Origin of the sequence: Syntrophorhabdus sp. (assembly GCA_012719415.1) — a bacterium.
Classification (GTDB): domain Bacteria; phylum Desulfobacterota; class Syntrophorhabdia; order Syntrophorhabdales; family Syntrophorhabdaceae; genus Delta-02.
Window position 1 is genome coordinate 1 of the sequence record JAAYAK010000313.1, and the last position, 13,747, is coordinate 13,747.

The 13,747-nt window shown below is 59.8% G+C and carries 10 protein-coding genes; 2 read left to right on the plus strand and 8 right to left on the minus strand.

Features of this window, described 5'->3' with window-relative positions; genetic code table 11:
• From hcp to tssJ, 8 genes are all read right to left on the minus strand, one after another.
• On the minus strand, positions 1-230 hold a 230-nt coding region (hcp, locus tag GXX82_17405), incomplete at its 3' end, for a type VI secretion system tube protein Hcp (GenBank protein ID NLT24822.1).
• Positions 231-276: 46 nt separating this feature from the next.
• Positions 277-1,752, minus strand: coding sequence for a type VI secretion system contractile sheath large subunit (tssC, locus tag GXX82_17410; GenBank protein NLT24823.1), 1,476 nt, complete (start codon positions 1,750-1,752; stop codon positions 277-279).
• A gap of 10 nt (positions 1,753-1,762) precedes the next feature.
• A complete protein-coding gene (gene tssB / locus GXX82_17415) occupies positions 1,763-2,248 on the minus strand; it encodes a type VI secretion system contractile sheath small subunit (GenBank protein ID NLT24824.1) in 486 nt (161 codons plus the stop codon).
• 147 nt (positions 2,249-2,395) lie between these two features.
• Entirely contained in the window at positions 2,396-3,913 is a 1,518-nt protein-coding gene (tssA, locus tag GXX82_17420; protein ID NLT24825.1) for a type VI secretion system protein TssA, read from the minus strand.
• Between the two features lie 26 nt (positions 3,914-3,939).
• Complete coding sequence (locus GXX82_17425) at positions 3,940-7,437, minus strand: hypothetical protein (protein ID NLT24826.1); 3,498 nt, start codon at positions 7,435-7,437, stop codon at positions 3,940-3,942.
• A gap of 44 nt (positions 7,438-7,481) precedes the next feature.
• Complete coding sequence (locus tag GXX82_17430; GenBank protein NLT24827.1) at positions 7,482-8,138, minus strand: DotU family type IV/VI secretion system protein; 657 nt, start codon at positions 8,136-8,138, stop codon at positions 7,482-7,484.
• Positions 8,139-8,148: 10 nt separating this feature from the next.
• The gene (gene tssK / locus GXX82_17435) at positions 8,149-9,528 is read right to left on the minus strand and encodes a type VI secretion system baseplate subunit TssK (protein NLT24828.1); all 1,380 of its coding nucleotides are present in this window, start codon (positions 9,526-9,528) and stop codon (positions 8,149-8,151) included.
• On the minus strand, positions 9,525-10,184 hold the full coding sequence (gene tssJ, locus GXX82_17440) for a type VI secretion system lipoprotein TssJ (protein ID NLT24829.1): 660 nt from the start codon (positions 10,182-10,184) through the stop codon (positions 9,525-9,527). The genes tssK and tssJ overlap by 4 nt, the downstream gene beginning before the upstream one ends.
• A 390-nt stretch (positions 10,185-10,574) precedes the next feature.
• Between tssJ and GXX82_17445 the strand changes: the two genes are divergently transcribed.
• Both GXX82_17445 and GXX82_17450 read left to right on the plus strand, forming a co-directional pair.
• On the plus strand, positions 10,575-12,074 hold the full coding sequence (locus tag GXX82_17445; protein NLT24830.1) for a PAS domain-containing protein: 1,500 nt from the start codon (positions 10,575-10,577) through the stop codon (positions 12,072-12,074).
• A gap of 21 nt (positions 12,075-12,095) precedes the next feature.
• Complete coding sequence (locus GXX82_17450; protein ID NLT24831.1) at positions 12,096-13,445, plus strand: sigma-54-dependent Fis family transcriptional regulator; 1,350 nt, start codon at positions 12,096-12,098, stop codon at positions 13,443-13,445.
• Positions 13,446-13,747 lie beyond the last annotated feature (302 nt).

Genomic DNA, 13,747 nt, shown 5'->3' on the forward strand with positions numbered 1-13,747 from the left:
CAGCACGCCTGGAAGATCTTCGGCGTGTGCTTGCCCATGTGTGTCAGGACCTTGAGGGCCTTGTGGATACGCTGCCCCGTCGGAAGGCCCGTATGGGTGTCCCTCGGTATCTCCACCGTGTGGTCGAGACCGTAGAGGATTATCGTGTTCTCACGCCCCTGCTGAGTGCAGTCGCCCTGGATGTCGCCCTGGTTCTTTGCCTTGATGGTCATGTAGCATGTCATTGCCATAACATTTCCCTCCTTTATTGGACTTAACTGCTAAACTCGATCCTTTCTACTCCTTGTCGAGTTTACCTACCAGGGATAGCGTGAAGGATGCCCCCATGTACTTGAAATGGGGCTGTACCTGCATGTTGACCCTGTACCAGCCGGGTTCGCCTTCCACGTCGGTGACGGTGATGCTCGCTTTCCTCAAGGGGCGCCGCGAACGGACGCCCGGTGAAGGATTGTCCTGGTCGGCGACGTACTGGCGGATCCAGTTGTTGAGCTCCGTTTCGAGGTCTCCCCTCTCCTTCCAGGTGCCGATGTTCTCGCGCTGGATGACCTTGATGTAATGGGCGAGACGGCTCACGATGAAGGTGTAGGGAAGCTGTGTGCCGAGCTTGTAGTTGAGCTCCGCCTGCTTGCCCTCGGGCGTGTTGGCGAAGACCTTCGGTTTCTGCGTGGAATTGGCGGAGAAGAAGGCCGCGTTGTCACTCCCCTTGCGCATCGTCAGGGCGACGAAGCCCTCTTCGGCTAGCTCGAACTCCCGGCGCTCGGAGATGAGGACCTCCGTGGGTATCTTCGTCTGGAGCTCACCCATCGCCTCATACTGGTAGATGGGGAGATCTTCGACGGCACCGCCGCCCTGGGGCCCTATGATGTTGGCGCACCAGCGGTACTTGGCGAAGCTGTCCGTTATCCGCGACGCAAAGGCGAAGGCCGCGTTGCCCCAGAGGAAGTTGCCGTCACCGGCGGTCGTGTCTTCCCTGTAGTTGAAGCCCTTCACCGGTTTCGTGTCCGGGCCGTAGGGTATGCGAAGGAGAAAATGGGGCAGGGCCAGTGCCACGTTGCGTGAATCCTCGGATTCCCGGAAGGACTGCCACTTGATGTACTGGGGCATCTCGAAGATGGACTTCAGGTCTTTGAGGTTGGGAAGGCCTGTGAAGCTGTCTATGCCGAAGAACTGCGCGCCCGCGGCCGCGACGAAGGGCGCGTGGGACATGGTGGCGACGCTCGCCAGGTTCTGGAGGAGCTTGATGTCCGGCGCCGAGGGGCCGAACTCGAAGTTTCCCACCATGAGGCCGTATGGCTTGCCGCCGAACTGGCCGTATTCCTGGGTGTACGCGAGCTTGTACAGGCCGCTCTTCGTGATCTCCGGGGCGTCCTCGAAATCGTCGAGGAGGTCCGTCTTGGTCACGTTCATCACCTCGACCTTGATGTTCTCGCGGAAATTGGTCTTGTCGACGAGGAACTTGAGGGACGTCCACGCCGCCTCGAGCTGCTGGAAGTCCTTGTTGTGGAGGATGACATCCACCTGCTTCGACAGTTTCTGGTCGAGGTTGGCGATCATCTCGTCCACGGCGGAGGCCGTCACGCGGATCTCCTTGCCGGGCTTGAGCATCTCGTCGATAAAGGCCTGGAGGCCCTGCTTCGTGATGGAGTACGCCTCTTCGGACGGTTTCAGACGCGTGGCGGCGACGATCTCGTCGAGGAGGGACGTTTGCCCCTCGGCCTCTCGCTGTTGAGCTTCTTTCTTTTCTTCAGCCACTTTTCACCCCCTACCCTTCGATCCCGAGTTCTTTCAGGAGACGGGCCTTCACTTCCTCGTCCTTCACGATGTCCTGGATCTTCTTCCTGAATTCAGGGATGTTCCCCAGGGGACCTTTGAGGGCCTTGAGGGCGTCCCTGAGCTCCATGAGCTTCTTGAGCTCCGGTATCTTCTGTATGATGGTATCGGGCTCGAAGTCCTTCATCTTCTTGAAATCGAGGTTGATGCTCATCTGCGCGTCGGGCTCATCGGAAAGCTTGTTGTCCACCACCGTCTCCAGCCGGATGTTTTGGGCGCCGAGGACGTCGTTGAAGTTGTCCTTGTCGATGTTGATGGGCTGCCGGTCTTCGACGCTCCTCGAATCCTTCTGGAGCGTGAAGTCACCCATGACGAGGACCTTGAGAGGAAGCTCGATCTCTTCTTTCGCATCGCCTGTTGCCGGCCGATAGACGATATTCACACGTTCTTTCGGTGCAACGGAACCTTCTTTAGCCATTTCAATCCCTCCTTCGCAAGGAATAGTGTTTCCACTTACATTGTATGAAGCGTATGCATTCCGTGACAAATATTCGGAATCAAACTATTATATTGCAAATCACGGCAAAATAAAACCATCACTTTCACGTGTATAACGAAACCGGCATCAGGCGTACTCCATGGCCTTGACGGGATCGATAAGGCTCAGGCGCCTGAAGACATCGGGAACGAGGTCCTCGAGCCCCTGTCCTCGAGCCCCCGCCAGTATCACCTCGCAGGCCTCAGCGGCCAGGGCGGGCTCCCACTCACCCAGCCTGTAGGCGTCCATGAGCGTGACGAGCTCGCGGAAATGCGAGCCTGACACCCTGGTCTGGTCGTTCTCGCTGAGGAACCGGCACAGGTGGACCTGGCGCAGGAAACGCTCCCGCACCGACGGCGACCTCGTAAGGGCGTCCCTCAGCGATGCCACCGCCGCGGGCAGGTTGCCCGCCTGGGCCATGGCCCTCGCCTTGCCCGTGTCGTCCTCCACCTGTTTCACGAGACCCTCGGAGTCACCCTGCGCCGGGGCCGAGTCCGCCTCGGCGAGCCACCTTTTCGTGTCCGGATCGGCAAAGGGTGTGCCGTCGGAGAAGGTGAGCCTCTCGACACCGGGCAGGCGTTTCACGTAGAGGACCGTGAGGCCCGTGACCTCGGCGGAGGCCGCCTTCATCCCCAGGTTCTCGAGGGCCTCGGCCGCGTAGCGGCTGAGGTCGAGCCAGAAGAGGAACTGCGCTACCCGGGATTCACAGGCGGAAAGGAGGTTCTTCCAGCTGCCGGAACGGTGCATGCTCTTTATGGAATCCCGGACTTCCTCGTCCGGGGATTCAATCATCGTCCTGCCGCCGTGGCTCGGCGGCGGCGCCGTGACGGTCATCCATGCCACGGTCCTGTTGACGCGGAAGTACAGGTTGTCGGCGCCATTCTTCTCCACAAGGAGCCCCGCGGCGGCCCTCAGCGTTTCAATGGCGTGCCTGATGAGCGGGTCGGGATCGTCCCCCGCGGGGACGGGTCCCGGATCGGCCGCAGGCCTTGAAGTGGACGGCGGCGCGGCTGGCTGCCTGGGTTCGGGGGTTTTCGGCGGCGGCGCTTCAGGCGCCGGTTTCTCCTCGACGGGGGCCAGGACGGAGCCGATGATGGACATGAGCGGTCCCACCGCCGGCGCCTCTTCCATGTTGTTCCTGAGGAATGTGTCGATTGCGTCGAGATCGGTATAAAGGGAATCTATATCCTCTTTCTTCCATTGTTCCGGCTTGAGGTCCCTGACCGTCGAGGAGACCTTCTCCGCCCACCACTCAATGGCGTTGCGGCGCCCTCTCATGCGGGACTTCGCGGGGAAAAGGCTGTCCCAGTATGTGGAGAGCATGTCCCGCCATATGTGCACCCCCGTCCGGAGACCCGCGAGGCCGTCGGTCTTGAGGAGCGCCACGGATAGGTAGCCGGCCACGAGGAGGTCCTTGGAACTGCCGCCGAGGATGTCGGCGCAGATGGTCTTGACCCTCTCCCAGTCGATGGCGCCTGCCGCGGACGGTGAGGACATCTTCTCGATCTCCGTGGAGAGCTTGTCGAATATCTCCTCGGACCGCACGTCGGCGCCGGCGGCCGAAGCTCCCGGTATTGGTGTGATCCCCAGTTCGTTAAGTTCCATGAACAGAGCCTCTCACGTTCTGTTGCCTATTTGAAGGTGCAGTCCGCAACGACCGCAGGGGCCTTCTTCGAGCTCTTCTTGAGCCCGGCGATGACCGGCTGAGCGTTGTCGATCTTGTACCGTACCTTTATCCATGTGACGCCGGCCTTCGCGAGGCCCGTCTTGTCCGCGGGGAAATCACCCGCTTTGAAGGTCTTCGCGCCCGAGGAAAAATCGGTAAGGAAATTGGCGAAGGCCGTAGACCCTTTGTAGACCTTTGTAAGCGTGAAGTCGGGGAACATGATCTTCAGAACAGTGTTGCCGCATTTCTCGGGCGACCACGTGAAGGACCTGGAGTCGGGGTAGTTATAATTGTTAAGCACCACCGTTCCATCGGCGCACTGCAGCGACAGGGTGTTCCCCAGCGGTTTCACGGCGGCCTCGGCGTTGACCTCGATGGGCACCGTCTGAATGGGCACGACATGGTCCGACTGGAATTCCACCGGCGCCGAAGGAGCCGCGTTGAGGAATTTCAGAAAGTCCGGCTTGAAGGGTATGCTGTGCTGGAACACCGTGTTCTCGTAAGCCTTCCTCGGTGTGTATCCCACCCTGGCCTGCACGAGGAAGGGTTTTGCCGTATCGTCCCGGTACTTGACCACGACACCGTCGGTCTTGTCGAAGAGGGATTTCAGGACCTTGTCTTTGGGGACGCCGTCCATCTTGCGGATAACGTCACCCTCCCACCTGTCCTGGAGGGAGCATGATGTCTTTGCAACGCCGTAGTCGACGAGGTAGTTGAGGGGGCCGCCGACGAGGGCCCAGAGGAAATCGGAATCGCCGTAGTCGTCCTCTTTCATCATGTTCTTGAGCGCGAGGTACTGTGTATATGCCTGGTTGAAGGGGGATTTGTCCTCGGCGAGCGCCGCCTGGCCGGCAAAGAGGTCGGAGATCATGCGCATCGCCGTGTCTCCCGATGAGGCCATGGGGGCCGTCAGGCCAAGGGCCTTCACGTATTCGGCGTACACCTTTGCCCTCGAGGAGCGCTGCTCGGCTCTTTGCATCATTTGGGGATCCAGCTTGTCCAGTTTCGCCTCGGCCGAGGTCTCCGCCTTCTTCAGTCTCTCGCCTATCCTGGTCACAAGGCTCTCATTCTTGGCGGCCTTCTTGTCGCCCGCGCCAGAGAGCATGGCGATGTTCACGAGCTCCGTCGGAAGCTCCGCCCATTTCGGGGGCTTTGTCTTCGAATCCGGCAGTGTCAGCTCGACGCTCATACGCGAGATGAGCTTCCAGTAAGGATTGCGGTCCGTGCCCATGAGGACGGCCATGTTGCGCCGCGCAGTCTCCGTCTGATACGCGTCCGCCCCTTTGTGGAAGTTATCGGCGAAATCATACCAGGCTTTATAGTATTCCCCATGGTACCATTGCCAGAACGACGGGGTCATGGCCGCGATGGCGTTGTCCTCCTTCAACACGCCCTCAAGGTGGTCGATGAAATCGGAGATGTGTTTCCGGCCCGCCTTTGTGTACGCCCCGGGAATGAGGACGGTGTCATCATGTTCCCCCACCTCGGCGCTCCCCCAGAAATCGACGAGCGTCACGTCGGAGGCGTCCGGGATGGATTTGCGGACCAGCCAGTCCAGGCTCTTGTGCCTCGTGACGAGAGAGACAAGGCCGGCCTGGAGAAGCTCGCGGTTTCGTTCAAGCTCGGCCCAGTTGTCGTGCCACAGGAGATAATCGCGGTAGACGTTCCCGAATACCTGGGCCGCCTCATAGGGCAGGGTGGAATAGTGGAGGTCTATCGCCGCCGCCGCCACCCGGTCGAAACCCTTCATGTCCGGGAACTTTCCCTTGTCCAAAAGGCCGTTCTCGAGCCCCGTGCGCATGACGTAGAAATCGGCGTAGGTGGCGATCGCGTCGGGATCGGAATCGGTGTTCACCGTGTTGAGCTTGCGGGAAACCTCCTTGTCGAAGTCCCAGAGGAAACCCTTATTGACGAGAATGATGTAGTGCTTCTTCGCCCGCCTCTCAGCCGCGCGGGATGCGGCAAGGCCGAATGAGGGCAGGAACCATCGCGAATTGTTCCTTTGCAGCTCGTCGATCTCGAACCTGAACTTCTCGATGGTCAGAAGGTTCGGCCCCGGATCTCCGGGAAGGGCGGGCAGGCTCCTGAAGACGTCGGTGAACTCCTTCAGGGTGCTTATGTTGTGGAAGAAGCTGAAGGAGAGAAGCCCGATGAGGGCAACCCAGAGAAAGAGCCATGAGGTGAAGCCGAGGCTGCGAATGATGCGCCTCCAGCGCAGGAAGTCATGGGTGTGCGTGTACAGGGATCGGTCGTCGGGGAGGACCCGGGCGAATATGTCGCTCAGGAACATGCCTCTTTCAGGGGCAGGGGCGTCCTTCGACGAGGGGACGAACCCTGCCGCGTCGAGGAACTCCGACGACGGCGCGCCGTCCTGCCTGCCGCTGGAAAAGAAGATGCCCCGCATGAGCGGAGTCTCCTGATAGGGGTTGTCTCCGAAAACCGCCTTCAGGAACTCTATCATGCCGGCCTTAAGCCTCAGGAACTCCTCCCGGAACACTATCGTACCGGGCTTCACGGCCCTCTTCTCCCGTATTGCCGTGAGGGATGCCTCACCGATGCGACCCGATACGCTTTCGAAGGCCTCCTCGAGGAGGGTGTCCCAGTGGGGTCTTGTGTCCCTGTTGAGGTACCCCATGGCCTGCGCCGCGTCTTCCGGGGCAAGGCCCTCGAAGATGTCATTGAAGCCGTAAACCTTGTCCATCTTGGTCACCAGGACGTACACGGGGAAACGGGCGCCCACGACGCGCATGAGCTGGTCGACCCTCTTGCGTATGTTCTGGCCGTCCTCCCTGAGGACGCTCCTGTCGGACCCGAGAAGCTTGTCCGCGGGGACCGTGATGATGACCCCGTTTATAGGTTCCCTGCGGCGGTATTTCGCGAGAAGGGTGAGGAACCTCTCCCATTCTTCCCTGTCGGGGACCTCGTCGAGGGGGATGGTATAGCGTCCCGCCGTGTCGAGGACGATGGAATCCTCGAAGAACCACCAGTCGCAGTTTATCGTGGCGGAGATGGTGGCCGCGCGGTCGGGGTAGGCTACGGGGGACTCAAGCCTCGAGTTCCGTATGGCCGTCGTCTTGCCCGAACCCGATTCCCCTATGACGACGAACCATGGCAGGGCGTAGAGAGGGTTGCCGCGTTTCCTGAGGGAAGATCTCTTAAGGAGGCCCAAGGACTCCTTCCAGTGTTCCTGGAGGTCCTGAAGCTCACGCCTTTCGTGGAGGGGGGCGCCCCGTATGGCGCTTTCATCGAGCTGCACCACCCTCTCGACGAATTTCTTCTCCCTGCGCCGCAGGAGATACTTCTTGAGGAAGATGATGCCCACGAAGATGCCGATGACCCCCGCGAAGATGGCGCCTCCCACCCAGGGGGGCCAACCTTTCTTCCAGACGAGCCAGGCGTCGAGCGCGGCAAGGACGGCCAGAAGGAGAACGATGAGCACTACCTTGAGTATCTTCTTAATCATATCAAAAACCCCGGCCGGCAAGGACGGCCCCGTATCGCCGCCGGCTAATGGAAGTAGCCGGCGAGGATACCCTTAAGAACACTGCTGTAAAAGCCAAAAAGTATCAGGAAGACGAGGACGGGCACGATGCCCGCGAGCACCATGAAGGCGACGGTAGCTCCCATACCCTTCCTGCGTCTTTTTCCCTCGGCGCCGTAAGCGTCGGGAAACATATGCGGGATGTCCTCTTCCAAGAGGCGCCTTCCGGAAAGGTCGAGGTTGGCCCCTGTGATACTTTCGAGCTCTCTGGCATCCTCAGGCCTGAAATAGGCGCCCTTGAACCCCATGGCAAGGCACCACCCGTAGACCTCCCGGACCCCGTCCTCGTCGGGGGTGAGGGCCTTGAGGCGGTCGAAGAACTCCGTCCCGGCGTTGGTGGTATTGAAGAAATGGTGCTGGAGCTGGTTGAGCTGCCATTTGTCCCTTCCCGGCCAGGCGCTGCAGAGTATCATCTCGTCGATGAGGGCGCATACGGCGAAGAGCCCTTCGCGCCAATCCTTTTCGGAGATCTCGCCGCTGACCCTTGTGGCCTCGGCGCGCCCGCACAGGCCTTCATAGCGCCCCCGCGCTTCTTCATAGGACACCGTGGCCGCCGACGGTTCGGAACCCGTGAGATAGACCGTGTAAGCCAGGAGTTCGGAATAGCAGTCAACAAGTCTCATAAGCGCCCGCTCATGGTTTCAGGATCGCAAGTTCGATGATCATGTCCTCCGGCGCGTCCGGCCAGTACAGGGCGATCTTCCCGTTTTTCAGGACGTCATGCCAGTACCGGTTCGTCTTGTCTATTTCGAAGCAAAGCATGCCCGGCTTCTTCGGCAATCCCGGGGGCATCTCCAGTTTCTGCTCCAGCGGGATGCCGGGCAGGGCCCTCGTGATGAGTACCGGGACCTCTTCCTCGCACCCGAGCTTCACGATGTGTCTCACCATATCACAGATACTGTCGGGTTCGGCCGCCGACTTGACGATGAGATAGAAGAAATTCCTGTTGTCAAGGAGCTCCTGGGGCAGCCGACCGCGGAAATAATGGTTGTCCCTCTCGAAATGGATGACGTTCTCCATCCCGAGGATCATGGAGGCGATGATCTCCTCGATGAGCAGCTGCACCTGGCGGAAGCAGAACAGGAGGTTCTCGTGATCGTAGGGGGGAATGAGCTCCGTGCCGTTGGCGAGCCTGCCCAGGGCGTCGACGCGGTCCGTGAAGGAGCTGAGCTCGCCTGCGCACTGCCTGAGCATGCCGTATACCGTCCAGGGATGGACCGTCGAGACCTCGGTAAAATGCTCGAAAAGCGGGACATACCGGTTGAGTGTATGGAGGGCGAGGAAGAAATTGAGGTATGCCGCCTGGAGGTCGGCCTTCTGGAAGCCCCGCGGGTTTTTGTACTCCTCAAGGATGCGGCAGCGGGAGAGGACGAGCTCCCGTATGTTTCGCGTGATCTTAAGGAGCGGCTCCGCCGCCGCGACGGTGACGGCGGGAGGGACGAAATCCCGGGAAAGGACCACGTCCTGACCGTTGAAGGTGAGGACAGCCAGCGGGATGAGATGGTAGTCCGCGGCATCGCCGATCTCGTCCTCCCAGAAGAACCTGAGCAGGTGGTCGAGGAGCTTGACCTCCGCGATGTTGTCGCCCACGTGGATGTCCCTCGTCCCGCCCGTCGGTTCGCCTTCTATGTACCGCCGCCGTTCCATGTGATCGCCCGGTTCGGCGACGTTCTTCCCCGTCTGGTCCCATCGGCGCAGCCCCAGGAAGATCTTGAAGGACTTCTCCATGTTGGTCCAGGCATCCTTGAAGGACCGCGCCTCGAGCTTCGCGTTCTGAGTGGTCTTGACCCAGGTCCCGTCCTGGAAGAGGAATTCGCCGTCGGCAAGGTTGAAGACCATCTCCCTCAAGGCCCCCTCGTCGATGGTGTGACCGCAGGTCCCGTAGAAGAAGGGCTGAAGGTGCTCCTTCAAGGGGGCGAGGGCGGACTGATGGAAGAGGTCCGCCTGTTGCAGATGCTGGGGTTGCAGGAAAAGTCCCTGATACCAGAAAACCGGTTTCCTGGGTTCCGTCATGGGCCTGGCACCTCCTGAATGCTGGTGGGACCGAAATAGAGGTTCATCCCCAACAGCCCCATTTTGGCTTCATTGGTCTTGAAGATCATCCCTTTTGTGTCGATGAGCACGGGCATCTCATAGCTCCGCGTGACCTGCCCCGGCGTGAGGTCGTAATACCCTGCCACGATGCCCACCCATTTTACGTTCTCGTAACGGTCTATGTCAAGGCGGTTGGTGCTGCCCGGCTCGATAAAGAAACGGTTCACCGCCATGACGGTCTTGTCGAAGGCCTCTCCCTTGAGAAGGGTTGTGAGCCCGGCGGCATCCTTCGTGAGGTTGGTGAAGGGATTGATGTCGGAGAGCTGGTAGACCACGAAGGCAAGGGTGTGCGGCTTGTCCTGGTAGAGGTTCAGGTTCGGGTCCGCCCGGTACTCGATCTGGATGGCCTTCGCGGCATACGGCCGCGAGGGGTCGAGGCCGAGGCTTTTAAGCTTCTCGTCCTGCTGCGGCTGCGGCCCGCTTTGTTGCACCGGCGCCTGCGCCTGTGATCCACCCTGCTGTCCTCCTCCCCCCTGTGCCTTATTGCCCGAGGAGCAGGACATGGCCGAAAGTACAAGGACGCACAGGGCCATCACGAGGCCGATGGAAAATTGTCTGTCAATCTGCAATCTCATCTGTCTGCCGCTTGCATGGCCCCCCACCTGTTTATCGCACAAGAGAGACTATCATAGACCCGGGCTTTCCCTCAAACCCTGCCCGATGATGCAATCTGCCGACGGAACAGCCAGTAAGCGGTCTGAACCGGGCAGGAACTATCTCAATAAGATAAGGCACATAGCGAACATTTTCCGTTAGATAATATGGGGATGTGGGGATAAAGTCAAGGGAAAACGGGGTGAAGAACAGGGTAAAGAAAGTTCAAGGGTTCAAAAGTTCAAGAGTTCAAGAGCAGGAGACAAAAGAACAACCTTTCCCTTGAACTCTTGAACTTTTGAACCCTTGAACGGGAAGCGGTCCGGGGGACCGCTTCCCTTCTGGCACCTTTTTTGCTATCCTATGTCGTCATGGCCGAGATGAATTCCCGGAAGAGTTCCTCAACCCTCCAGTCGATCATGCGCCTTTTGTGCGGGGGGTCCTTCCTCATCAGCCCCGACCTCAGGATCGAATGGGTAGGGTCCGTGAGCCGCCGGTGGTCGGGAGGCAAGGGTGCCGGGGAGCTTGAGGGAAAGCACTGCTATTCCGTGATCATGGGGAGGCGCAAGCCCTGTGAAGGCTGTCCTGTCATGCGGTGCTACGAGAGCGGCAGGATGGAAGAGCTGGAGATGAAGATCGGTAAGGGCGGCAGCGCCGAGTACTTTGTCCTCACCGCGTCCCCTCTCGAGGGCAATGAGGGAGACGGCCTCATGGGGGTCGTCGAGATCATACGGGACGTCACGGCCTTCCGCAGGACCGAGGAAGACCTTCGCCAACTCGGGGAGTTCAATTATGAGATCGTGGAGAACGCCCCGGTGGCGATCTTTACCATTAATAGAAAGGGGGAGTTCTCCAGCGTCAACCCGGCTCTCGCCACCCTGTCGGGATTCGAGAACATGGCGAAGGCGAAGGAGAAGCTCCTCGGGTTCAACTGGATAAAGAACCCCTACACGAAGAAATGCGGCATGTCTAACCATATAAAAGAGGGTCTCAAGGGCAAGCCCTTTCAGCTCTGGGATTTCCCCTTTATCGATTACTGGGGGGTGCCGCAGTACATCTACTTCAAGGGTGTTCCCATCAAGGACAAGGATGGCCGTGTGGAAGGCCTCCTGTGCATCATCGAGGAGACGACGGAGCGCGTCAGGGCGCGGGACCAGTTGATGCAGGAAGCCAAGATGTCCATGATAGGGAGGCTTACGACGGGCATCGCCCACGAGCTCAACAATCCCCTCGCCACCATAACGGCCAACGCGGAGCTTGCTCTGGAATCCCTTGAGAACCTCGAGGGGGGAAAGTTCAGCAGGAGGGACCTGGAGGAGTTCAAGGAAAGTCTGAGGGTGATCGAGGAGCAGGCGTTCAGGTGCACCAAGACGATCAAGAGCCTCCTCGACGTGACGAGGAAAAAGGACCTGGGGAAGACGAGCATCGACCTCACCGGGCTCCTCGATGAGATCCTGGACCACATCAATTTCCAGAGGCTCCCGGTGAGGTTCGTTCAGGATGTGCCCTCGCCCCTGCCGGCGGTAAAGGGCGATTTCGACGCGGTGCGGCAGGTCTTTCTCAACGTCATTGTCAATGCCGTCGATGCCGTCGAGGGGCAGAAGAACGCGGCCATATGGATAAAGGCCCGGCAGGTGTCCGGCAACACTCTCGAGGTTGCGATAGAGGACAACGGTCCGGGGATCCCCGAGAAGATGCGCGAGCTCATCTTCGAGCCCTTCTTCACGACGAAGGGGATAAAGAAGGGCACGGGTCTGGGGCTCACGCTGTGCTATGATTTTCTGCAGAGGATGGGGGGCGGCATCGAGGTGGGGCAGCGCCTCGATGGAGGGAGCGTCTTCAGGATCTCCCTTCCCCTCTACGCCAGGTAAGCTGCCGCCGAGGAGGCAGAGGTGATCCGGATATTGATCGTCGACGACGAGGAACAGCTTGTTGAGGCCTTCAAGAAGAAGCTCTCCCGAGAAGGTTTCTCGGTGTCCGTCGCGTCCACAGCGCGCGACGCCCTCGCCCTGATGAAGAAGCAGACCTTCGATGTCTGCGTCCTCGACATCAGGCTGCCCGACATGGATGGGGTGGAACTCCTCGAATCGGTCAAGAAGAACGAACCCAACCTCGAGATCATCATGCTCACGGGCCATGCCTCCGTCGACACGGCCATCCAGTCGATGAAGCTCGGTGCCTACGACTACCTCAGCAAGCCCTGCAAGCTGACGGAACTCTCCAACGTCATCCAGAAGGCCTACGAGAAAAAGGCCCTCCGGGAGAGGAACATCGTCCTCCAGGAGCAGCTCCAGAGGGTGGAGGCGCACGACTCCTTCATCGGCGGCTCGGAGCCCATGAACGAGGTGAAACGCCTCATCCGCCTTGTCGCGCCCTCGGAGGTCCCCGTCCTCGTGCTCGGGGAGACGGGTACGGGAAAGGAGCTGGTGGCACGGGCCATCCACAATCTGAGCCCCCGGCAGCCCAGCCAGTTCGTGGCCGTCAATTCGAGCACGCTCCAGGAGAGCATCCTGGAGAGCGAGCTTTTTGGATACAAGAAGGGCGCCTTCACGGGTGCCCAGGCAGACAAGATGGGCCTTCTCGAGCTCGCCGACAAGGGCACCTTTTTCATCGACGAGATAGGCGACATGGGCATGGCCATCCAGGCCAAGTTCTTAAGGACCCTCGAGACGGGTATCTTCCGCCGCCTTGGCGACACGCGGGAGTCCAGGGTGGACGTGAGGTTCATATTCGCCACCAACAAGTCCCTCGAGGCGGAGGTGAAGGAAAAAAGGTTTCGCAAGGACCTCTTCTTCCGGCTCAACACCTTCATCATCACCCTGCCTCCCTTAAGGGAGCGCAAGGACGACATACCTCTTCTCGCCGACTACTTCCTGGGGAAGTTCGCCCGCGGCGGGGCGAAGAAGGCCCTCTCCCCCGAGGCCATGGAGCTCCTCAAGGACTACCGCTGGCCCGGCAACGTCCGCGAGCTGGCGAACGTCATGGAACGGGCGGTCCTCCTTAGTGCCTCCCGGGAAACCATCCTGCCCGAAGACCTTCCCCAGAGCATGATGGAAAGCCGTCTCGCGGACCGGGAAGCGCAGGGGTGGGAGCTCACCTCCGCCGACGAGCTGAGCCTCCAGCACATCGAACAGGAACACATCGAACGCGTCCTGACCCTCGCAAAGGGCAACAAGAGCAAAGCCGCCCGTCTCCTGGGGATAAGCAGAAGGAAGCTGTACCTGAAAACACAGGAAAAGTAGCGGCCTCAGGACGGGTCTGCCCTCCGGGCAAACGGGTCGCCGCTTCGCGTCTAACGGGTGGACGGGTCTGCCCTGCGGGCAAACGGGGGGGGAAGATATCTGTCGGAACGAAATATCCGTGGCCCGCCACCCTGGTCTTTTGTCTTTACCTCGTATGCCCGTTAGGCGCGCTCGCGCGCCGACCCGTATGCCCGTACACGTTTTGACCGGTTGAAACTGGTCAAAAGATGCACACCCATGTATCATTTATGCACACCATTGCCGGGAAGGTGGGGTGTGGTATACTGATTTCAGGGTTTTAC